Below are 24,242 nucleotides of genomic sequence, written 5' to 3'. Positions count from 1 at the left end.
GCATGGCCCTCACGCTTCCCGACTTTCCCTGGGACTCACTCGTCCCGTTCGCTGAGCGGGCCAGGACGCACCCGGGCGGCATCGTCGACCTCTCCGTCGGCTCGCCTGTCGACCCGACGCCCGGTCCGATCCGGGGGGCACTGGTCGCCGCGACCGACGCGCACTCCTACCCGCTCACGGCGGGATCTCCCGCTCTGCGCGAGGCGATCGTCGAGTGGTACTCCAGGCGCAGGGGAGTAAGCCTCGGCACCGCGAACGTGATGCCCACCATCGGGTCCAAGGAACTCGTGGCGTGGTTGCCGTTCATGCTCGGGCTCAGAGAGGGAGACACGGTCGTGCACCCGGCGGTCGCCTACCCGACGTATGCTATCGGGGCGGCGCTGGCACGGGCATCCGTCGTCGCGAGCGATGACCCGGCCGAGTGGCCCGAGGGCACGCGGCTCGTCTGGCTCAACAGCCCGGGGAATCCGGATGGCCGGGTGCTGTCGATCGACGAGCTTCGCACCGCGGTCGCCCGGGCTCGTGAACTCGGTGCCGTCATCGCGAGCGACGAGTGTTACGCAGAGCTCAACTGGGCGGGGCAGCCGGATGAGCCGACGCCGTCGATCCTCGATCCTCGCGTCATCGGTGACGATCGCAGCTCGGTGCTCTCGGTCTACTCCCTGAGCAAGCAGTCGAACCTCGCGGGCTATCGCGCGGGTTTCGTCGCGGGGTGCAGCACGATCGTCGGGCAGCTACTCGAGGTGCGCAAGCACGCCGGACTCATTCCGCCAGCCCCCGTGCAGGCCGCCATGATCGCCGCACTGGCCGATCACGAGCACGTCTCGGCGCAGCGGGAACGCTATCGGGCCCGCCGGGAGACGCTCTTTGCCGCGCTGACGGGTGCGGGCTTTCGCATCGATCACAGCGAGGCGGGCCTGTATCTCTGGGCGACCCGGGGTGACGGCGACCCGTGGACAACCGTGGCCGCGCTCGCGGAGATCGGCATTCTCGTGGCGCCCGGGTCCTTCTACGGGGATGCGGCATCCGATCACGTGCGATTCGCGCTCACGGCGACGGATGAACGCATCGCGGCGGCCGCGGAACGCTTGGCTGATTTCTCCAAGTAAATCGCGCTGTCGTTGGTGAATGTGACTGTCGACGGTGGGTGCAATTAGGCTGTAGGGGTGAACGACGCCGCTGCCGAGAAGGCCACACTACATTTCCCCGGCGGGAGTGCCGAGTTTCCCATCGTCAGAAGTGTGGATGGATCGTCGAGTATCGACATCACTAACTTCACCAAGATGACCGGTTACACCGCGCTGGATCTCGGCTTTGTGAACACCTCACCGACCAGGAGCGCGATCACCTTCATCGACGGCGACAAGGGCATTCTGCGCTATCGGGGCTACGCGATCGAGGATGTCGCGGCCAATTCCACCTACCTCGAGGTCGCCTGGCTGCTCATCTACGGTGAGTTGCCGACCGCGAACGAACTCGCCGCCTTCGAGGAGCGAGTGCGCAGGCACACACTGCTGCACGAAGACCTGCGTCGCTTCTTCGACGCGCTGCCGCACGACGCGCATCCGATGTCCGTGCTCTCGAGCGCTGTCTCCGCGCTGTCGACCTTCTACGAGGATTCGCTGAGTGTTCACGACCCGGAGCAGATCGAGTTCTCGACCATCCGGCTGCTGGCGAAGCTGCCCGTGATCGCGGCCTACGCGCACAAGAAGAGCCTCGGGCAGGCGTTTCTCTATCCAGACAACAACCTCAGTTTCGTCGACAATTTCCTCAAGCTGAACTTCGGCACGATGGCGGAGCCGTACGAGGTCAATCCCGTCCTCTCCACCGCGCTCGAGCGACTGCTCATCCTGCATGAGGACCATGAGCAGAACGCATCGACGTCCACGGTGCGCCTCGTCGGCTCGACCGAGGCCAACATGTTCGCCTCGGTGTCCGCCGGCATCAATGCCCTCTACGGGCCGCTGCACGGCGGTGCCAACGAGGCCGTGCTCACGATGCTCGGCCAGATCAAGGAGTCGGGCGAGTCCGTCGAGAAGTTCGTCGAGCGGGTCAAGAACAAGGAAGACGGTATCCGCCTGATGGGCTTCGGCCACCGGGTGTACAAGAACTTCGACCCGCGCGCCAAACTCGTCAAGGAGAGCGCGGACGAGGTGCTGGGGGCCCTCGGCGTTCGTGACGACCTGCTCGACATCGCCAAGGAGCTCGAGGCCGTCGCGCTCGCGGACGACTACTTCATCGAGCGCAAGCTCTACCCGAACGTGGACTTCTACACGGGTGTGATCTACAAGGCGATGGGCTTCCCCACGCGGATGTTCACGGTGCTGTTCGCGATCGGCCGCCTGCCAGGCTGGATCGCCCAGTGGCGCGAGATGAACGCGGACCCGACCACCCGCATCGGCCGCCCCCAGCAGCTCTATGTAGGCTCCCCGGCCCGCGCCTGGCCCCGCTAGCACCCGCGCCCATCCGTCGCACCAACCTCCCGCGCGTCGTCTTTCGCCCAAATGAAGGAGTGGAGCGCTCCCACGCCGGGTCAGTCCCGCAAACGCGGGGAAGTTCTTTCGCAACTCCTTCATTTGGGCGGTCAGACAGTGGGGCGACAGGATGTCGTCGGCACTTAGTTGTGATCGCCGCGGTCCATGGCGGCGGCTACTGCTGCGCGCACCTCCGACCAGTGGTGCATGACCTGCTTGTAGCTGAAGCGCAAGACTCGGTAGCCAAGGGCGCTCAGCCGAGCATCCCGACGACGATCCGCTTCGAATCTTTCCGGGTCGGCGTGGTATGCATAGCCGTCGACCTCGATCACGAGCCTGGTGCCGATGAGCATGTCCACGCGTCCGACGCGCGGGATCTTCACCTGCAGGCGTGGAATGATGCCGATTCGATGAAGCCGGAATCGCGTGACCGATTCGGTGATTGATTCCGAGAGGATGTCCGCCTCGGCCAGCAGGATCCCGAGGCGTTCGGGAAGCCCGGCGATGATCTCCAGCCATTCGCGCATGGTGATCTGGTGCAAGCGCAGCGCGGAATCGACTGCGGCCACCACCCACTCCGGGCTCTGACACAGCGCCATCTCGGCCAGGCACTGGCGCACACCAAGGCAGAAGGCGCTTCCGGATGCGTCGGCATCACTCCAGTGCACCGTCACGTCCGACGATGGCAGACTCGCAAGCCGCACGCTCTTGTCTGACCTGCTGCGGAGTCGTGCCGCGTTCGGTGTGACCGCGACGTGGAGCGTGGAACTCGATCGGACGGATAATCCGTGCCGCTGCGCTCCGGACGTGCAGCTCAGCCGCCCACCGACCCGAGCAGCCTGTTGGTCGGGATCGGGCGTGCTCGGCAGACAATACCAGCCCTGCCGCACGCGGATGATCGCACCAGCGGCGACAGCCGCGGTCAGGGCGTGCTTGCTCCATCCGGCTGCGTGGAGCTGGTGCGTCGCGGCGAGCCCGCCGAGGTTCGCGATGTCATCTTCGAGGGTCACGCGTCGATGCTGGCTGATCGGCTGTGCTCGTCGAGGTTGCTTTCACCGATCTGTGGACAACCTCGCACTTCTCGCCCAAATGAAGGAGAGGAGCAAAATCTAGCCCGGAATGACGTGCGCGGCGTGGTTTGGGAGCGCTCCACTCCTTCATTTGGGCGAAGGCGGGTGACTCCGGAATGCCGGGAATGCGTCAGGCGTGGAGGGCCGCGTTGAGGGCGATCCCGCCGGAGCGGGGGAGTACCTCGACGGCTCCGGTGACCGAGTTGCGCCGGAACAGCAGGCCGGGCACGCCGGAGAGCTGTTCCGCCTTGACCGTGCGGGGCGCGCCATCCGGGGTGGTGGTGCCGAGCACGACGACCTTGGTTCCGGCGGTGACGTAGAGGCCGGCCTCCACGACCGAGTCGTCGCCGATCGAGATGCCGATGCCCGAGTTCGCACCGAGGAGGGCGCGCTCGCCGATGGAGATGCGCTGCTTGCCGCCGCCGCTGAGCGTGCCCATGATGGATGCGCCGCCGCCGATGTCCGAGCCGTCACCGACCACGACACCCTGCGAGATGCGCCCCTCGACCATGGACGCCCCCAGTGTTCCGGCGTTGTAGTTCACGAAGCCCTCGTGCATGACGGTCGTTCCGGGTGCGAGGTGCGCGCCGAGGCGAACCCGTGACGCGTCGGCGATGCGCACGCGCTCCGGGATGACGTAGTCCACCAGGCGCGGGAACTTGTCGATGCCGTGCGCCGAGATGCCCGCGCGCTGCAGCGAGGGCCGAAGGCGGGAGTAGTCGGCCGGGAGCATGGGGCCGGCCGTGGTCCAGGCGACGATGGCCAGGTGACTGAAGATCCCGTCGAGGTTGAGTTCGTTCGGCCTCACGAGCAGGTGGCTGAGCAGGTGCAGGCGCAGGTAGACGTCGGAGGTGGATTCCGGCGCGGCATCCAGGTCGATCGTGACCGTGACGAAGTCGACGCGCACGTTTCGCCGCTCATCCGCACCGAGGAGCACCTCGAGCTCGCGCGGGGCGATGTGCGGATCGCGACCGGCCGGGAGCGCACCGAGTGCGGGGGAAGGGAACCACGTGTCGAGCACGGTTCCGTCTGCGGCGATGGTCGCGAGGCCGTAGCCCCAGGCTGTGCGTTCGGTCATACGCCCAAGATTACCGAGTGCACAGCGTATCGAGTGCGCAGCGTACCGAGTGCGCTGTGGGGAGTCACGCGTGCACCCGGTCGATACACTTGCGGTCATGCCCGCAGCTTCACTCGACCTCAGCGTCTCATCGATCGAGATCACGCGGCAGCTCTGCGACATCGAGTCGGTCTCGGGCAATGAGCGAGCGATTGCGGATGCCATCCAGGCGTCCCTCGCCGGTCACGATCATCTCGAGGTGGTTCGAGACGGTGACGCGATCGTTGCCCGCACAACCCTTGGACGCGAGACGCGCGTCGTCATCGCCGGCCACATCGACACGGTGCCGGTGAATGACAACCTGCCGACGAGACGCGAAACGATCGACGGCGAGGAGTACCTCTCGGGTCGCGGCACTGTCGACATGAAGGCGGGCGTCGCCGTGCAATTGAAGCTCGCCGTCGAGTTGACCGAGCCGAAGGCCGATCTGACCTGGATCTGGTACGACCACGAAGAGGTGGCCTCTGAACTGAACGGTCTCGGCCGGCTCGCGGCGACGCATCCGGAGCTGCTGGCAGGCGACTTCGCCATCCTCGGCGAACCGACCAATGCGACCATCGAGGGCGGCTGCAACGGCACGGCGCGCATCGAGCTGCGCACCACCGGCGTGCGCGCTCACTCCGCGCGCGCCTGGGTCGGCCACAACGCCATCCACGACGCCGCGCCGATTCTCGCGACCCTGGCCGCGTATGTCCCGCGCGAGGTCGAGGTGGATGGCCTCGTCTACCGCGAGGGACTCAACGCCGTTGCGGTCACGGGCGGGGTCGCGGGCAACGTCATCCCCGACGAGTGCGTCGTCACCGTCAACTACCGCTTCGCCCCGAGCCGCTCGGGCGAAGAGGCGATCGCGCACCTGCGCGAGGTGTTCGCAGGCTTCGAGCTCACCGTCACCGACCTCGCGGAGGGCGCACGACCGGGACTGGATGCGCCGATCGCGCGGGACTTCCTCGCGGCGGTCGGCGGTGCGGCACACCCCAAGTACGGCTGGACGGATGTCGCACGCTTCTCCGCGCTCGGCATGCCTGCGGTCAACTACGGCCCCGGTGATCCGCTGGGGGCACACGCCGACGACGAACGCGTGCCGCTCGCGCAGATCACCGAGTGCGAACGCGGCCTGCGCGCCTGGCTGGCCTGAGGCGGGCTAGTCGGTGCGCTTCGCCACCTGGTAGCCGCCCTCGGAGTACACGAGCCGATAGTGCGTGCCCGCGAAGGTCCGCTCGGCGTAGGCCGCGGCGTCCTGGGGCGGATTGCCTCCCCACGAGCCGCTGTTGCGGTCGAGGATGAGGTAGTCGGCCGCCGGATTACCCGAGTTCCCGATCCAATAGACCGTGTCGCGGCTGGACAGGTACGCGAGGTAGCTCAGGTCGCTCACGACGGTGGCGTCATCCGGAATCGTGGCCATGGCCGACACTGCGGCGGCGGGTGCGGGAGCGTATGAGCTCGGGCGCACGAGGTCCGCGAGCGGCTGCTGCGGCAGCATCACGAGCGCGAACGCGAGCGAGATCGGCACGGCGGCTCGGCCGTACAGCCTCAGCCAGACGTGCTTCGAGCGCCTCGCGAGCAGCAGCGCGTCGATGAAGGCGATGAAGACGATGGGCATGAGCACGGCGCTGTAGTGCCAGTCCGGACCCCAGTATGAGCTGTTGTCGGAGAGGAAGCGCCAGGCCAGCGTCGGTAGCACCGCGAGCGAAATGGACGAACGACAGCCAAGCGCCGCGGTCGCGAGAGTGAGCAGGATGATCGTCTCGAGCTTCGGCGTCGTCACGAGCGACGCGAGGGTCTGGAATGGATGCAGCAGCGAGCCGCCGATGTTGGAACTGCCGCCGTAGTCCCAGGTACCGTGCGGGTTGAGCAGCGGCAGGATGAGCATCGTCGTCACCGCGAACCAGAACAGGCCCCAGGCGCACAGCGCGGCTCCCAGCCGGCGAGCACCGCGCAGGAACAGCACGACGCCGATCACGAGCGCCGTCAGCCCGAGATCCTCCTTCACGAAGACGAGCGGCGCGGCCCACAGCGCGGCGGCCAGCCAGCGCCGGCGCACGACGGCAACCAGCGAGAACGCCAGGAGCGGCAGCGCGAGCGCGATCTCGTGGAACTGCGCGGCGACGGCGTTGTCGATGCCCCAGCTCACGGCGTAGGCGAAGCCGATGCAGAGCCCGACCACGCGCCCGAGCTTCTCCACGGCGAGCCGTGTGATGACGAAGGCAGAGATCGCCACGAGAGCCGCCTGCAGAACGAGCAGGGTGAGCCCGGAGGGGAACGCCGCATAGAACGGCGCCAGGATGACCAGCAGCGGATGGAAGTGGTCGCCGAGCAGGTTGAACCCGACCCCCTTGATCGGCACGATCGGAGCCTGCAGCGACGCGTAGTCTCGCAGCAGCTGGGTGAAGATGCCGAGGTCCCACGACGGAACGGACATGCGGCGCCATTGGAGGCATCCGTAGAGCGTGTACGCGGCGAAACTGAGGGCGGAGACGAGGAAGGTGGGCCACGCGGCCACGCCCGCGCGCAGCCACCGTCCGATCATCTGGACAGGATACTGTCATGTGGTGGTGAACAACGCGCGGCGGCATCGGCTGCTCGTGCGCTACCGCCTCACGCCGTGGTGGGTGAAGGTCGTCGTGGTGTGGGGTATGTCCCGCATCATCACGACGTGGATGCTGCTGATGTTCGCGGGCTGGCAAGGCGCCACCAACTGGGCCGGCCCGCATCCGTCGTACCTGCAGTTCGCCCAGTTCTGGGACAGCGGCTGGTACCACACCATCGCGACCACCGGCTATCCGAGCGTGCTCCCGGTCTCAAACGGCCACGTGACCGAGAACGCCTGGGCGTTCATGCCGGGCTATCCGGTGCTCGTGAAAGCACTCATGGACCTGACCGCGCTGCCCTGGGAGCCGGTCTCTGTGCTCGTCTCCCTCGCCTTCTCCCTGGCCGGGGCGCTCGTGTTCTACCGGCTCATGCGGCTCGTGCTGCCCGCATCCGTCTCGCTGTTCTCTGTCGTGCTGCTCTGTGTCGCGCCCCTGTCGCCGATCATGCAGGTGTCGTACGCGGAGTCGATGGCGGCGTTCCTCCTGAGCGCAGTGCTGTACCTGCTGCTCAAGCGGCGCTACTTCTGGATGCTGCCGGTCATCGCCCTGCTCGCGCTCACGAGGCCCACCGGACTCGCCATGGCCCTCGCGCTCGCCCTGCACCTCGGCTACCGCTGGACTCGGAGGAAGCGACACCGGTTTCTCCGGCGAGACCGGATCGGAGCCGTCGTCGCCGTGGTGTTCAGCGGCATCATGGGTCTCGTCTGGCCCGTGACCGCCTGGGCCGTCACCGGGGTGCCGGGCGCGTACACCGACACGGAACTCGCCTGGCGCGCGCCCTACATCGGCTACGGTGCGCTTGTGCCCTTCGGCGGGTGGGTGCGCGGTGCGATGTTCTGGATGCCCGGCCCTCTCGGCATCGTCACGCTCGTTCTTATCGTGACACTCTTCGTGACCCTGCTGTTCTTCCCCGCGGTGCGTCGTCTCGGCCCGGACCTCGTGTCGTGGGTTGTGGCGTACTCGGTCTACCTGCTCGCGGTGTTCTTTCCGCAGTCGAGCCTGTTCCGCCTGCTCATGCCGCTGAATCCCCTGCTGGGGGCGCTGGCCCAGCCGCGATCGCGGTGGTATCGCAGCGCGCTCGTCGTGCTCTTCCTCGCTCTGCAGTGGGGCTGGATCTACGTCTGCTGGTGGTCACACGGCTACGACTGGAGTCCGCCGTAGCCACGCCGAGGTGCCCGAGTGTGCCCCCGCATGACGCCCCCGTTTTCGGGATAGCGAGAAAGTACGAGATAATGGAGTACATTCCACGAAAGGGGACCAGTCATGGCAGCCATGAAACCGAGGACCGGCGACGGGCCAATGGAGGCTGTTAAGGAGGGTCGTCTCATCATCGTGCGCGTACCGCTCGAGGGCGGTGGCCGCCTGGTCGTGTCTGTCAACGACGCGGAGGCGCAGGAGCTTCACGACGCACTCGCGGGAGTCGTCGCGGCAGCCAAGTAGCACGGCTGCGGCCGCGAAACGAGCGGCAGCTACCCGAGCTTGGTGATCTGCAGGAGCCCGTCTCCGATGGGCGACAGCGAGCTGATCACCGCGTCGGAGTCACCGATCTCCTTCAGCAGGGTGCGGAAGCCCGTGACGATGTCGTCGCGCTGTGCAGGGTCTGAGACTCGTCCGCGCCAGAGGGCGTGAGCCACGAGAACCGTGCCGCCCGGGCGAACCAGACGCAGGCCGTGCTCGACGTACTCGATGACGGACTGCGGATCGGCATCCACCAGGACGACGTCGTACGACTGTTCGTTCATGCGGGGGAGCACTTCGCGCGCGCGACCGGTGATGAGACGGATGTGATTGGCCGGCAACCCGGCGTCACTGAACGCCTTCTTCGCCGTCTGCTGGTAGTCCGCCTCGATGTCGATCGAGGTGAACGTGGCCTTCGGGGCGCCCGAGAGCATCCAGAGTCCGCTGACTCCGAGACCGGTACCGATCTCGATGATGTTGGTCGCTGAGCTGGCCGCGGCGACGACGGCGAGCTGGGCGCCGGTGGCGGGCGAGACGGACTCGACGCCGATCTCGATCGAGTGTCGGCGAAGCGCCGCGATGTCTTCGCGCTCCTCGCCGAATTCCTCGGCGAATCTCCAATTGGAATCTTTGTCAGACACAGTGGTTCTCCTCGCCCAACAGCGTAGGGCCGCAAGTGTGCGGCTTCGGACTGGCGCGCCGCATCACAGTTCGGCACACGTGTGTCACGGCATCCTCAGAACCGGTTAGTCTGGACGAATGTTCGGCCTGACCTTCGACAAGCTGCTGGTGATAGCGGTGATTGCCGTCTTCCTGCTCGGGCCCGAGCGACTGCCCGGCTATGCGGCCCAGCTCGCGAAACTGGTCAAGAACGTTCGCAAGATGGCGGACGGGGCGAAAGACCGCCTGCGCGACGAGATGGGGCCGGACTTCGACGACGTCGACTGGCAGAAGCTCGATCCGCGCCAGTACGACCCGCGCCGTATCATCCGTGAGGCGCTCACCGAGGACCTGTTTGATTCGCCGAGCGATACGCCGGCAACGGAGTCCGCCTCTGCCAAGCGTGCGGTTACGGTGGATGCGGGCAAGCCCGCGCCCTTCGACGACGAGGCCACCTGAGTTCTCGACCCTGCTATCGGGTCAGCGCTATCGGGTCAGCGGCGGCGCAGTGCCTTCAGCGTGCGCAGCAGTGTGAGCATGAGTCCGGTCATCTTCGCGAACTCCTTGCCGGTGCGCGGGAGGGTGAGCAGCCCGGCCGACTCCGCCACAGTGCGGGCCTCGACGAAGCGCATCAGGCCGACTTTGCCATTGCGTCGTCCGAGGCCTGACTGCTTCATTCCGCCCATGGGGGCATCCACCGAGGAGAAGCTCGCGCGGTAGCCCTCGTTGATGTTCACGCTGCCCGCATCGATGGCGCTCGCGAACTCGCGGGCGCGGTGCCTCGAGCCGCTGAAGATAGAGGCGTTGAGTCCGTAGGGAGAGGCGTTCGCCGCGATGATCGCATCGTCCGCCGTGTCGACGACGGTGATGGCGACCACCGGACCGAAGGTTTCTCCGACGACGCAGGCCATGTCATCCGTCACGCCGGTGAGCACCGTCGGCTCGAAGAACAGCGGTCCGAGATCGGGCCGGGCGTGGCCCCCCGTGAGCACGGTCGCGCCCTTGGCGACGGCATCGTCGACGTGCGCCTGCACGCGCTCGAGCTGGGAGGAGAGGGCGAGGCAGCCGACATCCGTCGAGTAGTCGAAGGCCGGGCCCTGCACGAGTGCGGCCGTGCGCGCAACGAATTCTGCGATGAACTCGTCGGCGACGGCGCTGTGCACGTAGATGCGCTCGATCGAGACGCACAGCTGCCCGAGCGAGGCGAAGCAGGAGTACACGGCACCGGCCGCTGCCCGCTTCGGGTCGACATCGTCAAGAACGATGAGCGGATTCTTGCCGCCGAGTTCGAGGGAGGCTCCGACGAGCGCCGTCGCCGCCTGGACACCCACGATGCGGCCCGTGGCCGTGGACCCGGTGAAGCACACGTAGTCGCTCGCGCCGACGACCGCTCCGCCGATCGCGGTACCGTCACCGGTGACGACAGCCCACAACTCCGGCGGAAGCCCGGCATCGAGAAACGCGCGTCTTGTGGCGAGGATGCTGAGCGCACCCTGGTTGTCGGCCTTCTGCACGACGGCGTTCCCCGCAGCGAGAGCGGGAACGATGTCCATGATGGCGAGGCTCAGAGGATAGTTCCACGGAGTGATGACGCCGACGACCCCCTTGGGTCGGTATGCGACCCTGGTCGAGAGCACGAGCGGGATACCCGCCCTGCGGCGACGGGTTCGCAGCATCGAGCGCGCAGAGACCGCGTAGTACCGCGTGACGCTCGCGCCCATGAATATCTCTTCGAACGCCTGGCCTCGGGTCTTGCCCGTCTCGGTCTGCAGGGCGTCCAGCAGCAGCTCACGCCGCTCCAGGAGCAGGTCGTGCGCGCGCAGCAGCAGGCGCCGGCGGTGTGCCCAGCCGCGTTCCTGCCAGGCCAGCTGCGCCACTTGGGCGCGGGCCACGGCATCCCCGACGTCGGTGACGGTGCTGAGCGGGAGTTCGTGCAGGAGTTCGCCGGTGAACGGCGCGAGCACCTGGGCGCTCGACTCGCGCGAAGAGTGGAGGTCGCGGTCGAGATCGTCGATGACCGAGCGTTTCAGCGGAGCACCAGGCATGGCTCATTCTAAGCCGCGTATCGCAGAGCCGGGTGAGGCTGAACTGGTGGTTTGATCCGAGCCGCGCGCGGTCGCGCTACACTCTCGAAATGGTCGCACCGGAGCGCACATACTCGCGCGCAGCCCTGTCCCGCAGAACCGTGAGCGGTTATGCCATCGGTTCGCTCGGCACGGGAGGGTTCGCCACGCTGCCGGGCCTCGTGCTGGTCTACTACCTCACGGACACCCTGGGTGTCGCCGCACTTCTCGCCGGAGCGCTCGTGACGATCGCGAAGATCTGGGACGTGATCATCGACCCCGTGATCGGTGCGCGTAGCGACCACAGCCTCGCCGTGACGGGATCACGACGGCGTTTCATGCTGCTCGGCGCGGTCACCCTGCCGGTGTTCTTCATCCTGACCTTCGCCGTGCCGAATGGGCTCCCTCCCCTGGTCTCCGGCCTGTGGGTGCTCGTCGCCTTCATTCTCACCGCGACCTCGTTCAGCCTGTTCCAGGTGCCGTATATCGCTCTGCCCGCAGAGCTCGTGAGCGACTACGACCAGCGCACCAGGCTGCTGTCGTGGCGTGTCGTCGTACTGACCTTCGCCATCCTGCTGTTCGGCGCGGGCGGACCGGCGCTGCGCGATCTCGGCGAGGGATATTTCAAGTACCTGGTCATGGCGATCGTCGCCGGCCTCGTGATCGGGCTCGGCATGCTCGTCTCGAGCTTCGTCGCCGAGAAGAACGTGAGGCGGGCGGATGCGCCCAGGCACACCGTGCGCGAGAACTACGCTGCCGGAGTGCGCACCCTCAGACGCAGCCAGGCCTTCCGTGCGCTGTTGCTCACCTTCCTGCTGCAGGGGCTCGCGACCGGGCTCATGCTCGCCGGGGCCCAGTACGTCGCGACCTGGGTGCTCGAGAGCGAGGGAGCGGTGACGCTCCTGTTCATCGCCCTGATCGCGCCGGCCCTCATCGCCGCGCCGCTGTGGGGGGTGATCGCACGCCGCATCGGCAAGGAGCGTGGTTTCGTCTGGGCGAGCGCCCTGTTCGGCGTCGCCGCCCTCAGCATGCTGCTGCTCGCCTGGTATCCCGGTGACTGGGTCTACCTTCCCGTTGGGCTCGCGGGCGCGGGCTACGCGGGAATGCAGTCGCTGCCCATGGCGATGCTCCCCGACGTGATCTCGCACGATGCGCGCTCGCACGGCGACGGGCAGGCCGGAGCGTTCGGCGGGGTGTGGACGGCGGGGGAGACGGCGGGCATGGCGCTGGGGGCGAGCGTGCTCACGATCGTGCTGGCGGCATCCGGCTATCTCTCCTCGATGGGCGACGCGGGTGTGCACCAACCCGCCTCAGCCATCACGGGTATCGTGCTGAGCTTCAGTGTCGTGCCCGCGGTGATCATCGCACTCAGCCTGTGGTCGTTTGCGCGGTACCCGTTGCGGAAGGCCGACATCTCCGAAGGGTCGGACGCATGACCGCCTTTCTCGAACAGCCCGCGGAGATCCTCGCACGGCTCGCGCGCCTGCGCGAGGAGGATGCGCCGACCCACGGCGGCCACGTGCTCTCCTACGTCTACGATTCCGGACTCGCCGAGCTCGACGACCTCGCGGCGGCGGCGATCCGGATGGTGCAGCCGGTCAATGGTCTCGACCCGACCACCTTCACCTCGGTCGCCGTGATGGAGCGCGAGGTCATCGGTTTCGCGCGCACGATGCTGCATGGGCCGGATGACGTGGTCGGCACGGTGACGACGGGTGGCACCGAGAGCTGTCTGCTCGCGGTCAAGACCGCGCGCGACAACTGGCGTGCGACCCATCCGGGCGGGCGCGGACGGCTGCTCGCTCCGGTCACCGTGCACGCGGCGTTCCAGAAGGCCGCGCACTACTTCGACCTCGAGCTCGATCTCGTACCGGTGGACGAGGATGGCACGCTGCCTGCTTCGCGGCTCCTCGACCGGCTGGGCGACGACGTCGCACTCGTGGTCGTCTCCGCGCCGTCGTATCCGTTCGCCGCCCTCGACCCGGTCGAGGACGTCGCGGCCACCTGCCTCGCAGCGGCGGTGGATTGCCACGTCGACGCGTGCATCGGCGGATGGGTGCTGCCCTTCTGGTCGGAGCTTCCGGCGTGGGACTTCCGCGTCGACGGCGTGACCAGCGTGAGCGCCGACCTGCACAAGTTCGGGTATGCGCCGAAGGGGGCATCCGTTCTGTTGCAGCGCGGCCGAGACCGGCAGCGCTCGCAGTATTTCGCGACGACCCGCTGGCCGGGCTATCCGGTGGTCAACCCGACGATTCTCGGCTCGAAGTCCGCCGGCGCGCTCGCTGCCGGCTGGGCGATCATCCACGCGCTCGGCTCCCGGGGGCTCGCCGCGCTGGCCGAATCCTGCGAGCGGTCGACGACGGCGCTCGTGGCGCTCGTCGAGGCCATTCCCGGCCTGTGTGTCGTCGGGCATCCGGTCGGGCCGCTGCTCGCCGTCGCCGCGGATGAGTCTGTGCCGGTGGCCGAGCGCGTCGACCCACACCACTGGGCCGACAGGGCGCGGGCCCACGGCTGGCTGTTGCAACTGCAGCCAGGACTCGCCCAGCCGGACGGCACGCACCTACCGCACACCACCCACCTCACCGTGACGCCGGTGACCGAGGGAGTGTTCGCTGAGCTGAGCGCAGCGCTCGTGCTCGCCGCCGACGAGGTGCGCGGGGTGCCGCCGGTGACCGCGGCAGACGTCCTGGGTGGCCTGCCGCCCGCGATGGTGGCCGGGCTGTCGTCGCCGGATGCGGTGCCCCTCGACGCAGAGGCCGCGTACGGTCTCCTGGTGCAGATCGGGCTCATCGTGCCGGGTGAAGGCTCCGGAGCGCTGCCGGAGCGGATGGCTCCGTTCATCGCGCTCATCGAGGCGCTGCCGACGGCCCTCACGGAACGACTGCTGACGGAGTTGCTCGCCCGCCTCGTCGAGCCGGTTACGCGCTCGTAGGCGCGCTTCGGGCGGCGAGGTAGTCTGCCACGGAGATGATCGCGGCCGCGGCGGGATCCGCCGGGTCGCTCAGCACGATGGGAGTGCCGCTGTCTCCGCCTTTGCGCAGGCCGACGCTCAGCGGGATCGACGCCAGCAGGGGTACCGGCTGGTCGTCCGTCGACAGCCGTGCGGCGGCATCCGCCCCGCCGCCCGTGCCGAACAGATCGAGCACGGAGCCGTCCTGCTGCACGAGTCCGGCCATGTTCTCGATCACGCCGATGACTCTCTGGCCGGTCTGGCGGGCCACGAGGGCGCTGCGTTCGGCCACGTCCGCGGCCGCGGACTGCGGGGTCGTCACGACGAGCACCTCGGCGAAGGGCAGCAGCTGGCCGATGGAGATAGCGATATCACCCGTGCCGGGCGGCAGATCGAGCAGCAGCACGTCGAGCTCGTCGAAGTACACGTCGGTGAGAAACTGCTGCACGGTGCGGTGCAGCATGGGTCCGCGCCAGGAGACGGCGGTGCCGGATTCGACGAACATGCCGATCGAGATCACCTTCACGTCGTAGGCGATCGGCGGCAGGATCATGTCCTGCACGCGAGTCGGCTTCGCGTCGGCGATGCCGAGGATGCCCGGAATCGAGAACCCGAACACGTCGGCGTCGAGCACACCCACCTTGAGCCCCCGCGCGGCGAGCGCCACCGCGAGGTTCGCCGTGACCGTGGACTTGCCCACCCCGCCCTTGCCGCTCGTGACCGCGTAGATGCGGGTGGGGGAGTCCGCGCTGAACTGCAGCGACTTCGAGCGACCGTTGCGCAGCTTGTAGGTGAGCTTGTTGCGCTCCTGCGTGGTCATCGAGGTCATCACGAGGTCGACGGCTGTGACGCCCGGCACGGCGGTGATCGCGGCGCGCACGTTGTTCTCGATGGTGCGGGCGGCGGGGCAGCCGACGATCGTGAGCTTGATCTCCGCGCTCGCCTCGCCGGCATCCGTCACGGTGATCCAACTCACCATGTCGAGCTCGGTGATGGGCTTGCGGATCTCCGGGTCGATCACCTGGGTGAGTGCCTGGAACACCTTCCGCTCGAGTGGCGTCGGATTGTGCTCCAGTGCCTCTGTGGTCACTCCGTGGTCACCTCGTCTGGTTTCTCTGCGTAGGAATTGTTCTGCTCATCCAACTCTGCCAGCAGTGACCGCAGTTCCGCTCGGATGAACTCCTTCGTGGCCATGTCTTTCATCGCGAGCCGCAGCGCAACGACCTCACGCGCCAGGTACTCGGTGTCGTTGAGGTTGCGCTCTGCGCGCTGACGGTCCTGCACCACCTGCACCCGATCGCGGTCGTCCTGGCGGTTCTGCGCGAGCAGGATCATCGGTGCGGCGTAGGAGGCCTGCAGCGACAGGATGAGCGTGAGCAGCGTGTAGTTGAGAGAGCGCGGGTCGAACTGCGCGTGGGCGGGCGCCCAGGTGTTGTAGCCGAGCCAGAGCACGCAGAACACCGTCATGCCGACGAGGAACCACGGCGTGCCCATCGCGCGGGCGAAGGCCTCGGAGAAGCGTCCCATCCTGTCGCGGTTTCCGCTACTGGTGAAGCGGGGAACGAAATTGGTGCGCAGACCCTTCGGGGAGTCGAGCGGCAGTTCCTGGCGGTTAGCTCTGGCCATTGCCTGTCCTCCTGGTCCGAGTGGTGGTTCGTGGTGCCTGTTTCAGTGCTATCGGGGCTGTCGCGGTCGAGACTGCGGACTGCCTGGCTCTCTCGCGAGGAGGGAGGGGCTGGTCTTCGTCGTGACTTCGCCAGTCGTCCGGCAGCAGATAGTCGAGGACATCGTCAATGGTCACCACCCCGACGAGTCGATGGTTTTCGTCGACGACCGGTACGGAGACGAGGTTGTAGCTGGCCAGGATGCGGGCGACCTCCGCGGCGGAGGCGTCCGACCGAACGGGGTCGAGCTGCTGGTCGATCAGGGTGCCAAGGCGTTCGTTGGGCGGGTAGCGCAGCATCCGCTGGAAGTGCACCACGCCGAGCAGGCGGCCGGTCGGTGGTTCGTACGGCGGCAGGGTCACGCACACGGCAGCGCCGAGCGCCGGCGCGAGCTCGTGTCGACGGATGAGGGCCAGGCCCTCCGCGACCGTCGCGTCCGCGCTCACGATGATCGGGTCGGTGGTCATGAGCCCGCCCGCGGTGTCCGGAGCGTAGGCGAGGAGCATGCGCACGTCCTCGGCCTCTTCGGGCTGCATGAGCTCGAGCAGGGTTTCGCCGCGTTCCTCGGTGAGCTGGGCGATGAGGTCGGCAGCGTCATCCGGCTGCATCTGGTCCAGTACGTCTGCTGCTCGGTTGTCTTCGAGCTGGTTGAGGATGCCGACCTGTTCGACCTCGGGCATCTCCTCGAGCACGTCGGCGAGGCGCTCATCCGACATCTCCTCTGCCACCTCGAGCATGCGCTGCTCGGGCAGGTCGAGCAGGGCGTTGGCGAGGTCGGCGGGGAGCAGGTCTTCGTAGGTCGCGAGCAGCTGGGTCGCGGACTGCGCCTCGCGCGTTCCGCGGTTCTCGCGCACCTCGTTCCAGGCCGCGAACAGGGTGTGGCCCTTGACGAAGGGGCTCGCGCTCGGCTTCGGGCGCCGCAGAAACAGTTCGGTGATCGACCACTCGGCGTCGTCGCCCTCTTCGATCGCGACATCCTCGATGGTGGCTGTACCCGATCCGTCGACGAGGGTGACCTTGCGCCCCAGCAGTTCGGCGATCACGCGCACCTCACCGCCGCGCTGTTCGAAGCGGCGCATGTTGATGAGCCCGGTCGTGATGATCTGCCCGGAGCCGATGCTCGTGACCCTGCCGATGGAGAGGAACACCTGGCGTCTGCCCGGCACCTCGACGATGAGTCCGACCACGCGGGGAGAGGAGGTGTTGCGGTAGACGACGAGCGCATCTCGCACCCGACCGACTTTGTCGCCCTCGGGGTCGAAAACGGCGCACCCGACCAAACGGGCGACGAAGACTCTCGTTGCGCTCACACCCTCTAACCTAGACCTCCGGTGGGTGTGCAGCGGCAGTGTTCCGGAGGCGCCGCCCGTGGCCGGATGCCTGCAGCCGACGGCGGAACAGGCGGCTTCGGAGCTTTACCGGGGATAATGAGTCACATGAGCGGCCAAAACCCATTCCAGCGTCGTGGACCGGTGTTTCCGACCCTCCCGCGGGGGGACGTGCTGGGCACCTACGACACCTATGTCGAGGCCCAGAGCGTGGTCGATCGGCTGGCCAGGGCGGAGTTCCCGGTGAAGCAGGTGTCGATCGTGGGAAGCGAGCTCAAGACGGTCGAGCGGGTCACAGGCAAGCTCACCTACGGTCGCGCGGCGGGCGCCGGGGCAGCGAGCGGCGTCTGGTTCGGCCTGTTCATCGGGCTCGTGCTGTTCATCTTCTCCCCTGTGCCGAACGCCGTCGTCTACGTGGGGGCGGCCGCACTCATCGGTGCCGGCTTCGGGATGCTGTTCGGGATCGTCAGCTATGCCCTGAACCGCAGGCGCCGCGACTTCACCTCGACGCACCAGGTGCTCGCGAGCAAGTACGAGATCATCGTCGACCCGAGCCTCGTCATGCGCGCGCAGGAACTGCTGGCCCGACCGGAGCCGGAGGCCTAGAGGCACCCGCCGTCGCGTTGCGGCACAATGCGGGTGTCGGATCTCCGCACCCACGCTTTGCCGCAATCCGCGAGGGGTTCCTTACCCACCGCGCACCACCACACCTCGCTGTCACCGCTTCTTCACGGCGAGAGCTCCCGCCGCGGCGAAGCCGACGACGAGCAGGGCGACCACGAGCCAGAGGGCGCCGAGGATGCCGAAGTGCTCCGATAGGGCTCCGATCACGGGCGGCCCACCGAGGTTCGCCAGGTACCCGATCGACGCGACGACGCTGACCTGCGCAGCCGGGTTCGGTCCGCTGTCTGCCGCCGCGGACATCCCGAGCGGGAAGCCCATCGAGACCCCGATCGACCACAGCACGGTGCCGAGGAGCACGAGCCAGGCGGGGCCGCCGAAGATGAAGAGCACGACGCCGACCACTCCAAGAAGAACGGTGACGCGGATGGTCCTGACGCGGCCCAGCCTGTCGACGAGCGGGCCGCCGAAGACACGGGCGGTGGTCTCGCCCGCGGCGAAGGCGACGAAGAACAGTGCGGCAATGGCGTTGGTCTGGTCGTGTCCGTCCTTGACGGCGAGGGTCAGCCAGCTGTTCGCCGTGCCCTCACCGAGCTCCACCCCGAGCATGACGAGCCCGATGAGCAGGAGCCGACCGTGCGTCCAGCCACGTAGCCACTGGAGGATGCGCTGCGGCACCGGTGGTCGCTCGACGTCCTCCCTGATGTGGGAGCTCTGCGGCAGGAAGCCGACGGCAGCAGCGCCGGCCGCCACGATCAGGATCGCTTCTCCGAGGAACTGCCAGGTGAAATCGAAGTCGAGGGCCGCGCTGGCCGCGCCGATGGCCGCGCCGAGGATCGATCCGGCAGACCATCCCGCGTGCATGAGCGGCATGAGGGTGCGCCTGGAGGCGTGCTCGACTGCCGCGCCCTCGACGTTGATCATGACGTCGACGGTGCCGATACCGAAGCCCACGAGCACGAAGCTGATCGAGGTCACCGGAAGCGAGTGCGCGAGGCCGGCTCCGAGCCCCACTCCGGCAACGCCGATCGCCACGATCGCGACGCAGGAGAGCAGCGCACGGCGATTGCCGAGCCACGACAGCACCGCCGAGGACGCGCCGAGGCCCGCGATCGAGCCGATGGTGACTCCCGCGAGGGCGAGTCCGATCGCCGCATCGCCGATCCCGAGGTCGTGGCGGATGCTCGGAAGCCGCGGCCCCCAGGTCGAGATCGCAATGCCTCCGAGGGCGAACAGCGTGAAGACGGCATTGCGCCAGCCGCGGTTGCTGGAGCGGGCAATGACTGATCCACGGGGAGCGCTCACAGCAGAGAACACTAGCAACCGCGGAACGGCGGCCGTGGTCGTGCGTTGCTCCGCGAGCGAACTAGCTACGATCGAGCCGTGGACGTGCCCGAGCTAATCAGACGGATAGAAACGGGGCGACAAGAAGCAGGTCGGCCGGTCGTGGTCGGTGTATCGGGATTCGGTGGCTCCGGAAAATCGACTCTCGCACGTCGCATCGTTGCGCGACTGCCCGGCGCCGTGCGAATGCGCGGAGACGACTTCCTCGATCCCGCCCGCTCTCATCAACGATCGTCCGACTGGGCTGGTGTCGAGAGGTCCCGCCTCGTATCGGAAGTCCTCACGCCGATCCGAGAGGGCCGGACGAGCCAGTTCCGGCGCTACGACTGGGGTCGCGGCGAATTAGGGAATCCTGAACCCCTTCCGGACGCAGAAGTTCTCGTGGTCGATCTGATCGGCCTGTTTCACCCCGACGCGCTCTTTGCGATCGACCTGGCGGTCTGGTGCGACGTCGATCTGGAGACCTCGACTCGACAAGGCATGGAGCGTGATGCCGAGCTGGGGCGAGACAACGACGCTCTGTGGCGTGATATCTGGGTGCCGAATGAGCGGGACTTCGATGAGCGGTTTGCTCCTCGCGCGCGAGCAGATGTCCTCTTCTCGACTTCGCGCTGACGCTCTGGCACGATTGACCAAGCACGTATTGCCTGCATGCCTGCTAGCATGAAGGCATGAGTCAAGTCACCTGGCGCGCGCCGAGCGAACTCGTTGAACGAGTGCAGAATGTCGCAGCGGCCCAGGGGCGCAGCATGAACGATTACCTGACCAGAGTTCTCGAAGTCGCCACCTCCCCAGACGAGCAGGATTCGGAGTCCGACAGGATGCGGGCGCGGTTCGCGCGAGCAGGCTTGATGGTGACTACCCCTGCAGGGGCGTCGGAACGCCCGTCGAAGGCCGATCTCAAGCGGGCGCGCGCAGAGGCCGGTCGTGGGACCGAGCTCTCCGAGCTGGTTTCGTCGGAGCGGCGGTGAGCGTGTTTGCCGACTCATCCGCGGTCGTCAAACTGTATGCGGATGAGGCAGGTCACCGTGAGATTCGGGCGCTGACGACCATGGCGGTGTCAGAACTTGCGCGTGTCGAAGTTCCGGCCGCGCTCTGGCGCAAGCATCGGATGGGACAGCTCAGCGTGGCGTCGGCGAGCATCTTGGTTCGCGCGTTCGAGGCAGACTATTCACCAGGCGGTGGTGGCGATACCGTTCTTATACCCCTCGCAGTCTCGAGCATCCTGCTTGAGAAGGCGGCGGCGCTGACCTCGGCTCACGGGCTTCGCGCCTATGACGCGGTTCAGCTGTCGACGGCATTGGCCGCGAGGGTGGCAGACCCTGAATGCTCAGTGTTCGCGGCATTCGACGATCAGCTCAGGGAGGCCGCGGCAAAGAGCGGCTTCGAACTGTTGCCCGGCAGCTGATCGGGAGGCAGGCGGCAAACCTCGAGCGGTCAGCCGCGCAGCCAGGCCTCGACGTCATCCGCGGTCCTGGGGATGCCGATGGAGAGGTTCTCGGCGCCGTCTGCGGTGACGAGGATGTTGTCTTCGATGCGCACCCCGATGCCGCGGAAGGTCTCCGGCACGGTGAGGTCGTCCGGCTGGAAGTACAGCCCCGGCTCGATGGTGAACACCATGCCCGCCTCGAGCACCCCGTCGAGGTAGAGCTCGCGCCTGGCCTGCGCGCAGTCGTGCACGTCGATCCCCAGGTGGTGGGAGGTGCCATGCACCATGTATCGGCGGTGGAATTGGTTCTCCGGCTTGATCGACTCGGCAGCGCTGACCGGCAGCATGCCCCACTCCGCGGTCTTCTGGGCGATCACGGCCATCGCCGCGGCATGGATCTCGCGGAAGCGGATGCCCGGACGCACGATCGCAAACGCCGCATCCGCCGCCTCGCGCACGGCCTCGTACACCAGCCGCTGCGACTCGCTGAAAGTACCGCCGATCGGCAGCGTGCGGGTGATGTCCGCGGTGTAGTAGCTGTCGAGCTCGATGCCGGCGTCGAGCAGGATGAGGTCTCCCGGCTTCACCGGCCCGTCATTGCGGGTCCAGTGCAGGATGCAGGCGTGCTCACCTGCGGCAGCGATCGTGTCATAGCCGACCGTGTTGCCCTCCGCGCGGGCACGCCGGTTGAACGTGCCCTCGACCAGGCGCTCGCCGCGCGGGTGGGCCACGATCGACGGCAGATCGGCGATCACGTCGTCGAAGCCCTTCTTCGTCGCGGCGACAGCGAGCCGCATCTGCTCAATCTCGTAGGCGTCCTTCACCAGCCGGAGTTCGGAGAGGTCGCGGGCCAGCTCTGCGTCGCCATCGTTCGCCTCGAGGTCTGATCCCTCGAGGTTGGCGGCCAGCAGCCTGCGACCGTCGACCTGGTCTGTGATGTCTCGGTCGGCATCCCGCACGAGCAGCGTGTCGGCGTCGACGGCGTCGAGCACGCCCGCGAAGTCGGCGATGCCCGCGGTGGCGATGCCGAGGTCGGCCGCGACCTGCGCGAGAGACGGGCGAGGCCCGATCCAGAACTCGCCGATCCCGGGGTTCGCGTAGAACTCGTCGGAGTCACGGCCCGCGCGCTCGCGGAAGTACAGCGTTGCCTCGTGGCCGTTCGCGGCCGGCTCGAGCACGAGCACAGAACCTGGCTCGCTGTCCGAGCCCCAGCCGGTGAGGTGGGCGAAGGCGGAGTGCGCGCGGTAGGCGTAGTCGGTGTCGTTCGAGCGCGTCTTCGCCGCACCGGCGGGCAGGATGATGCGCTTGCCCGGGTGCAGTGCGGAGATGCGCGCTCGCCGCCCGGCCGCGAATGCCGCGTGCTCGCGCTGCGGCGGGAGGGCATTCTCGCGCTCGGCCCACTGACCCGAGATGTAGTCCTTGAAGGTGCCGGACACCGGGGTGGTTGAGCGGTTGGAGGTTGCGCGGGGAGCGTCAGCTTTCGATTCGACCATGCCCTATTGTCTCTCGCTTGGCCTGTTTCATGTCTGGCCGTGCGTGGTCAGCGTGCGTGCTGCAGTTGCGCGACGATCGGGCGGTGGTCGCTTCCGGCCGTGTCTTCGTTCTGGATGACGCGCATCCCGGTGACGCGCCAGTTCGACGTCGTCATCACATGGTCGATGGGAGTGCCGATGAGGGCGGGAAGCGAAGTGGGCCAGGTTCCGACCGCCGCGTTGCCCGTGCTGGCCGCGGCATCAGTGCAGTCGCCCAAGGTCTTGCCTGACTTTCCCAGACCGACCATGTGGTCGAGGGTGGCGTTGAAATCGCCCGCCATGATGGTGTTGCCCGCGCAGACTTTGGAGAGCCAGCGCAGGTCTGCTCTCCAGTGGTTCAGTTCGTTCGGAACGGGGGCAACGGCGTGCACGGCGATGATCGTCGGCCCGGAGCCGCCCGACGGTCGCGCGACGATCGTGGGCAGCGTCGAGGTCGACCCGAGCGTCTGGTCCACGCGGTAGTCGCCGAGTCTCGTACTGATGAGCAGCGAGGTCGACCTGGCCTTCGAGATTTGATCGAACGCGATCGAGTGCACGGTCATCGGATGCCCGCCCGCGCTCATGAGCGCTGCGACCTCATCCGCTGCCGCGCGTGTCGTCTCCGGCAGCACCACAATGTCTGCGCGCGTCTCGAGCGCAAGATTCGCGATGGTTCGGGCGCCCGGGGCATCGCCGAGCGTGTTCCACGACAGCGCGGTGATATCAGACGTCGACTTCGTCGTGAACGACGGATTGCCGATGCCGCGCGTGGCAAGGACAGCGACATTGATGAGGCCGAACACGAGCACGATGAGCGCGAGGCCCGAGCCGAGACGCCGAAACGAGCGATTCACCAGCAGGAGCAGGATCAGGACCACCACGATCACGAGGGCCGCAGTGACCGCGGCACCGCGCAACGACACGAGCTGCGCGATGATCGGTGCGCGCTGCAGCCCGAATAGTCCGGGCCACGCCACGACGAGCAGCACTGCGGTAACGATGATGAGCACTGCGGAGGCGAGGAATCGACGGAACATGGCCCCTCAGACTAACCGCTCGCGAGAGGCTGAGCCTGCAAAGGGGCTTAGCATGGCACCATGCCGGGGCCGATCGATCTGCACACTCACAGCAGTGTCTCGGACGGCACAGAGACGCCGTCCCAGCTCATTCGGGCGGCAGTCTCAGAGGGGCTCGGTGCTGTGGCGCTGACCGACCACGACTCGACCGCCGGCTGGCAGGAGGCGTTTGCCGCCGCCTCCGGCACTGGCCTCATGGTGATCCCGGGCATGGAGTTCTCCACCCGCCGCGAGTGGAAGAGCGTGCACCTGCTCGCCTACCTCTTCGATCCGGCCGACGGGGGCATCATCGCCGAGACCGCACGGATTCGCGAGGCGCGCATCCACAGGGCGGAGGCCATCGTGCAGCGGCTCTCGACCGACTACGACATCGAGTGGGCGGATGTCGTGGCCCAGACGAGCGAGGGCGCGACGGTCGGGCGTCCCCATATCGCCGACGCGCTCGTGGCGAAGGGACACGTGCCCAACCGCAGCGCGGCGTTTGCGAGCATCCTGCACCCGAGCAGCGGGTACTACCAGCCGCACTATGCACCCGACCCTCTCACCGCCGTCACGCTCGTGCGGGCAGCCGGGGGAGTGCCGGTGCTCGCCCACCCCGGAACCCGGGGGCGCGAGAACGTGATCTCTGAGGAGCGCATCGGGGCGCTCGTGGATGCCGGGCTGTTCGGCCTCGAGATCCATCACCGCGAGAACACGGATTCCGGCAGGGCCAGGCTCTTCGAACTCGCCCACAGGTACGGGCTCGCGGTCACCGGCTCAAGCGACTACCACGGCGAGGGCAAACCGAATCGGCTCGCCGAGAATACGACGGAGCCCGAGGTGCTTGCGCAGATCGTCGCCGAGGCGACAGGCAGCGCCCCGTTCCAGGGCTGACGCGACCCGCGACCTC

Annotated in this window: 24 protein-coding genes; 13 read left to right on the top strand and 11 right to left on the bottom strand. The window is 67.4% G+C overall.

Annotation, left to right across the window (positions count from 1 at the left end):
* Positions 1 to 2: 2 nt before the first annotated feature.
* Both dapC and ABUA28_RS00240 read left to right on the top strand, forming a co-directional pair.
* The gene (gene dapC, locus ABUA28_RS00245) at positions 3 to 1,109 is read left to right on the top strand and encodes a succinyldiaminopimelate transaminase (protein WP_349901731.1); all 1,107 of its coding nucleotides are present in this window, start codon (positions 3 to 5) and stop codon (positions 1,107 to 1,109) included.
* Between the two features lie 57 nt (positions 1,110 to 1,166).
* The gene (locus ABUA28_RS00240; RefSeq protein WP_349901730.1) at positions 1,167 to 2,453 is read left to right on the top strand and encodes a citrate synthase; all 1,287 of its coding nucleotides are present in this window, start codon (positions 1,167 to 1,169) and stop codon (positions 2,451 to 2,453) included.
* Between the two features lie 164 nt (positions 2,454 to 2,617).
* On the opposite strand, the gene ABUA28_RS00235 is transcribed toward ABUA28_RS00240, so the two are convergent.
* Entirely contained in the window at positions 2,618 to 3,484 is an 867-nt protein-coding gene (locus ABUA28_RS00235; protein WP_349901729.1) for a DUF559 domain-containing protein, read from the bottom strand.
* Positions 3,485 to 3,674: 190 nt separating this feature from the next.
* Complete coding sequence (gene dapD, locus ABUA28_RS00230; RefSeq protein ID WP_349901728.1) at positions 3,675 to 4,622, bottom strand: 2,3,4,5-tetrahydropyridine-2,6-dicarboxylate N-succinyltransferase; 948 nt, start codon at positions 4,620 to 4,622, stop codon at positions 3,675 to 3,677.
* A gap of 97 nt (positions 4,623 to 4,719) precedes the next feature.
* On the opposite strand from dapD, the gene dapE reads away from it, so the two are divergent.
* Positions 4,720 to 5,796: a succinyl-diaminopimelate desuccinylase gene (gene dapE, locus ABUA28_RS00225; RefSeq protein WP_349901727.1), complete on the top strand. Its 1,077-nt coding sequence runs from the start codon at positions 4,720 to 4,722 to the stop codon at positions 5,794 to 5,796.
* A gap of 6 nt (positions 5,797 to 5,802) precedes the next feature.
* Here dapE and ABUA28_RS00220 read toward each other — a convergent pair whose 3' ends face one another.
* Positions 5,803 to 7,188, bottom strand: coding sequence for a DUF2079 domain-containing protein (locus ABUA28_RS00220; RefSeq protein ID WP_349901726.1), 1,386 nt, complete (start codon positions 7,186 to 7,188; stop codon positions 5,803 to 5,805).
* A gap of 22 nt (positions 7,189 to 7,210) precedes the next feature.
* On the opposite strand from ABUA28_RS00220, the gene ABUA28_RS00215 reads away from it, so the two are divergent.
* The gene (locus tag ABUA28_RS00215; protein WP_349901725.1) at positions 7,211 to 8,410 is read left to right on the top strand and encodes a hypothetical protein; all 1,200 of its coding nucleotides are present in this window, start codon (positions 7,211 to 7,213) and stop codon (positions 8,408 to 8,410) included.
* A 102-nt stretch (positions 8,411 to 8,512) separates the two neighbouring features.
* Positions 8,513 to 8,689: a DUF3117 domain-containing protein gene (locus tag ABUA28_RS00210; RefSeq protein ID WP_349901724.1), complete on the top strand. Its 177-nt coding sequence runs from the start codon at positions 8,513 to 8,515 to the stop codon at positions 8,687 to 8,689.
* Between the two features lie 29 nt (positions 8,690 to 8,718).
* Here ABUA28_RS00210 and ABUA28_RS00205 read toward each other — a convergent pair whose 3' ends face one another.
* On the bottom strand, positions 8,719 to 9,348 hold the full coding sequence (locus ABUA28_RS00205) for an O-methyltransferase (RefSeq protein ID WP_349901723.1): 630 nt from the start codon (positions 9,346 to 9,348) through the stop codon (positions 8,719 to 8,721).
* A 118-nt stretch (positions 9,349 to 9,466) separates the two neighbouring features.
* On the opposite strand from ABUA28_RS00205, the gene ABUA28_RS00200 reads away from it, so the two are divergent.
* Complete coding sequence (locus ABUA28_RS00200) at positions 9,467 to 9,826, top strand: sec-independent translocase (RefSeq protein ID WP_349901722.1); 360 nt, start codon at positions 9,467 to 9,469, stop codon at positions 9,824 to 9,826.
* A gap of 35 nt (positions 9,827 to 9,861) precedes the next feature.
* Here ABUA28_RS00200 and ABUA28_RS00195 read toward each other — a convergent pair whose 3' ends face one another.
* Entirely contained in the window at positions 9,862 to 11,412 is a 1,551-nt protein-coding gene (locus ABUA28_RS00195; RefSeq protein ID WP_349901721.1) for a succinic semialdehyde dehydrogenase, read from the bottom strand.
* Positions 11,413 to 11,501: 89 nt separating this feature from the next.
* On the opposite strand from ABUA28_RS00195, the gene ABUA28_RS00190 reads away from it, so the two are divergent.
* Together ABUA28_RS00190 and ABUA28_RS00185 are read left to right on the top strand one after the other, a co-directional pair.
* Positions 11,502 to 12,866 carry an MFS transporter gene (locus ABUA28_RS00190; RefSeq protein WP_349901720.1) on the top strand — a complete coding sequence of 455 codons (1,365 nt, stop codon included), beginning with the start codon at positions 11,502 to 11,504 and terminating at the stop codon, positions 12,864 to 12,866.
* Positions 12,863 to 14,362 (top strand): pyridoxal phosphate-dependent decarboxylase family protein, encoded by a 1,500-nt coding sequence (locus tag ABUA28_RS00185; protein WP_349901719.1) that lies wholly within the window; start codon positions 12,863 to 12,865, stop codon positions 14,360 to 14,362. Before ABUA28_RS00190 ends, ABUA28_RS00185 begins: the two co-directional genes overlap by 4 nt.
* On the opposite strand, the gene ABUA28_RS00180 is transcribed toward ABUA28_RS00185, so the two are convergent.
* The 3 genes from ABUA28_RS00180 to ABUA28_RS00170 are packed head-to-tail and all read right to left on the bottom strand — an operon-like array spanning position 14,349 to position 17,354.
* The gene (locus ABUA28_RS00180) at positions 14,349 to 15,470 is read right to left on the bottom strand and encodes a P-loop NTPase (RefSeq protein WP_349901718.1); all 1,122 of its coding nucleotides are present in this window, start codon (positions 15,468 to 15,470) and stop codon (positions 14,349 to 14,351) included. The genes ABUA28_RS00185 and ABUA28_RS00180 overlap by 14 nt on opposite strands.
* The gene (locus tag ABUA28_RS00175) at positions 15,467 to 16,006 is read right to left on the bottom strand and encodes a DUF1003 domain-containing protein (RefSeq protein ID WP_349901717.1); all 540 of its coding nucleotides are present in this window, start codon (positions 16,004 to 16,006) and stop codon (positions 15,467 to 15,469) included. The genes ABUA28_RS00180 and ABUA28_RS00175 overlap by 4 nt, the downstream gene beginning before the upstream one ends.
* Complete coding sequence (locus ABUA28_RS00170; protein ID WP_349901716.1) at positions 15,993 to 17,354, bottom strand: magnesium transporter MgtE N-terminal domain-containing protein; 1,362 nt, start codon at positions 17,352 to 17,354, stop codon at positions 15,993 to 15,995. The genes ABUA28_RS00175 and ABUA28_RS00170 overlap by 14 nt, the downstream gene beginning before the upstream one ends.
* A 126-nt stretch (positions 17,355 to 17,480) precedes the next feature.
* On the opposite strand from ABUA28_RS00170, the gene ABUA28_RS00165 reads away from it, so the two are divergent.
* Positions 17,481 to 17,978 carry a general stress protein gene (locus ABUA28_RS00165; RefSeq protein WP_349901715.1) on the top strand — a complete coding sequence of 166 codons (498 nt, stop codon included), beginning with the start codon at positions 17,481 to 17,483 and terminating at the stop codon, positions 17,976 to 17,978.
* Positions 17,979 to 18,089: 111 nt separating this feature from the next.
* Here the strand turns inward: ABUA28_RS00165 and ABUA28_RS00160 are convergent, their stop codons facing one another.
* Positions 18,090 to 19,298, bottom strand: a complete 1,209-nt coding sequence (locus tag ABUA28_RS00160; protein WP_349901714.1) for an MFS transporter — start codon at positions 19,296 to 19,298, stop codon at positions 18,090 to 18,092.
* Positions 19,299 to 19,376: 78 nt separating this feature from the next.
* Here ABUA28_RS00160 and ABUA28_RS00155 point away from each other — a divergent pair, with 78 nt between their 5' ends.
* From ABUA28_RS00155 to ABUA28_RS00145, 3 genes are read left to right on the top strand one after another with little or no spacing between them, the layout of a single operon-like run.
* Complete coding sequence (locus ABUA28_RS00155; RefSeq protein WP_349901713.1) at positions 19,377 to 19,952, top strand: uridine kinase family protein; 576 nt, start codon at positions 19,377 to 19,379, stop codon at positions 19,950 to 19,952.
* 56 nt (positions 19,953 to 20,008) lie between these two features.
* The gene (locus tag ABUA28_RS00150) at positions 20,009 to 20,308 is read left to right on the top strand and encodes an Arc family DNA-binding protein (protein WP_349901712.1); all 300 of its coding nucleotides are present in this window, start codon (positions 20,009 to 20,011) and stop codon (positions 20,306 to 20,308) included.
* A complete protein-coding gene (locus tag ABUA28_RS00145) occupies positions 20,305 to 20,745 on the top strand; it encodes a type II toxin-antitoxin system VapC family toxin (RefSeq protein WP_349901711.1) in 441 nt (146 codons plus the stop codon). The genes ABUA28_RS00150 and ABUA28_RS00145 overlap by 4 nt, the downstream gene beginning before the upstream one ends.
* A 29-nt stretch (positions 20,746 to 20,774) precedes the next feature.
* On the opposite strand, the gene ABUA28_RS00140 is transcribed toward ABUA28_RS00145, so the two are convergent.
* Together ABUA28_RS00140 and ABUA28_RS00135 are read right to left on the bottom strand one after the other, a co-directional pair.
* The gene (locus ABUA28_RS00140; protein ID WP_349901710.1) at positions 20,775 to 22,259 is read right to left on the bottom strand and encodes an aminopeptidase P family protein; all 1,485 of its coding nucleotides are present in this window, start codon (positions 22,257 to 22,259) and stop codon (positions 20,775 to 20,777) included.
* A 47-nt stretch (positions 22,260 to 22,306) separates the two neighbouring features.
* Positions 22,307 to 23,314 carry an endonuclease/exonuclease/phosphatase family protein gene (locus ABUA28_RS00135; RefSeq protein WP_349901709.1) on the bottom strand — a complete coding sequence of 336 codons (1,008 nt, stop codon included), beginning with the start codon at positions 23,312 to 23,314 and terminating at the stop codon, positions 22,307 to 22,309.
* A gap of 60 nt (positions 23,315 to 23,374) precedes the next feature.
* Here ABUA28_RS00135 and ABUA28_RS00130 point away from each other — a divergent pair, with 60 nt between their 5' ends.
* Complete coding sequence (locus tag ABUA28_RS00130) at positions 23,375 to 24,226, top strand: PHP domain-containing protein (protein ID WP_349901708.1); 852 nt, start codon at positions 23,375 to 23,377, stop codon at positions 24,224 to 24,226.
* Positions 24,227 to 24,242: the final 16 nt, after the last annotated feature.

Origin of the sequence: Parafrigoribacterium humi, from assembly GCF_040227205.1 — a bacterium.
Taxonomy (GTDB): domain Bacteria; phylum Actinomycetota; class Actinomycetes; order Actinomycetales; family Microbacteriaceae; genus Parafrigoribacterium_A; species Parafrigoribacterium_A humi.
Note: the sequence above shows the minus strand (reverse complement) of the source record. Positions and strands in the feature narration are given on the sequence as shown.

Bases quoted from the DNA above. Each gene is read 5' to 3' on its own strand.
- dapC (WP_349901731.1), top strand. From the start codon at position 3: ATGGCCCTCACGCTTCCCGACTTTCCCTGGGACTCACTCGTCCCGTTC.
- dapD (WP_349901728.1), bottom strand. From the start codon at position 4,622: ATGACCGAACGCACAGCCTGGGGCTACGGCCTCGCGACCATCGCCGCA.
- dapE (WP_349901727.1), top strand. From the start codon at position 4,720: ATGCCCGCAGCTTCACTCGACCTCAGCGTCTCATCGATCGAGATCACG.
- ABUA28_RS00220 (WP_349901726.1), bottom strand. From the start codon at position 7,188: ATGATCGGACGGTGGCTGCGCGCGGGCGTGGCCGCGTGGCCCACCTTC.
- ABUA28_RS00210 (WP_349901724.1), top strand. From the start codon at position 8,513: ATGGCAGCCATGAAACCGAGGACCGGCGACGGGCCAATGGAGGCTGTT.
- ABUA28_RS00200 (WP_349901722.1), top strand. From the start codon at position 9,467: ATGTTCGGCCTGACCTTCGACAAGCTGCTGGTGATAGCGGTGATTGCC.
- ABUA28_RS00195 (WP_349901721.1), bottom strand. From the start codon at position 11,412: ATGCCTGGTGCTCCGCTGAAACGCTCGGTCATCGACGATCTCGACCGC.
- ABUA28_RS00190 (WP_349901720.1), top strand. From the start codon at position 11,502: ATGGTCGCACCGGAGCGCACATACTCGCGCGCAGCCCTGTCCCGCAGA.
- ABUA28_RS00185 (WP_349901719.1), top strand. From the start codon at position 12,863: ATGACCGCCTTTCTCGAACAGCCCGCGGAGATCCTCGCACGGCTCGCG.
- ABUA28_RS00175 (WP_349901717.1), bottom strand. From the start codon at position 16,006: ATGGCCAGAGCTAACCGCCAGGAACTGCCGCTCGACTCCCCGAAGGGT.
- ABUA28_RS00165 (WP_349901715.1), top strand. From the start codon at position 17,481: ATGAGCGGCCAAAACCCATTCCAGCGTCGTGGACCGGTGTTTCCGACC.
- ABUA28_RS00150 (WP_349901712.1), top strand. From the start codon at position 20,009: ATGAGTCAAGTCACCTGGCGCGCGCCGAGCGAACTCGTTGAACGAGTG.
- ABUA28_RS00140 (WP_349901710.1), bottom strand. From the start codon at position 22,259: ATGGTCGAATCGAAAGCTGACGCTCCCCGCGCAACCTCCAACCGCTCA.
- ABUA28_RS00135 (WP_349901709.1), bottom strand. From the start codon at position 23,314: ATGTTCCGTCGATTCCTCGCCTCCGCAGTGCTCATCATCGTTACCGCA.
- ABUA28_RS00130 (WP_349901708.1), top strand. From the start codon at position 23,375: ATGCCGGGGCCGATCGATCTGCACACTCACAGCAGTGTCTCGGACGGC.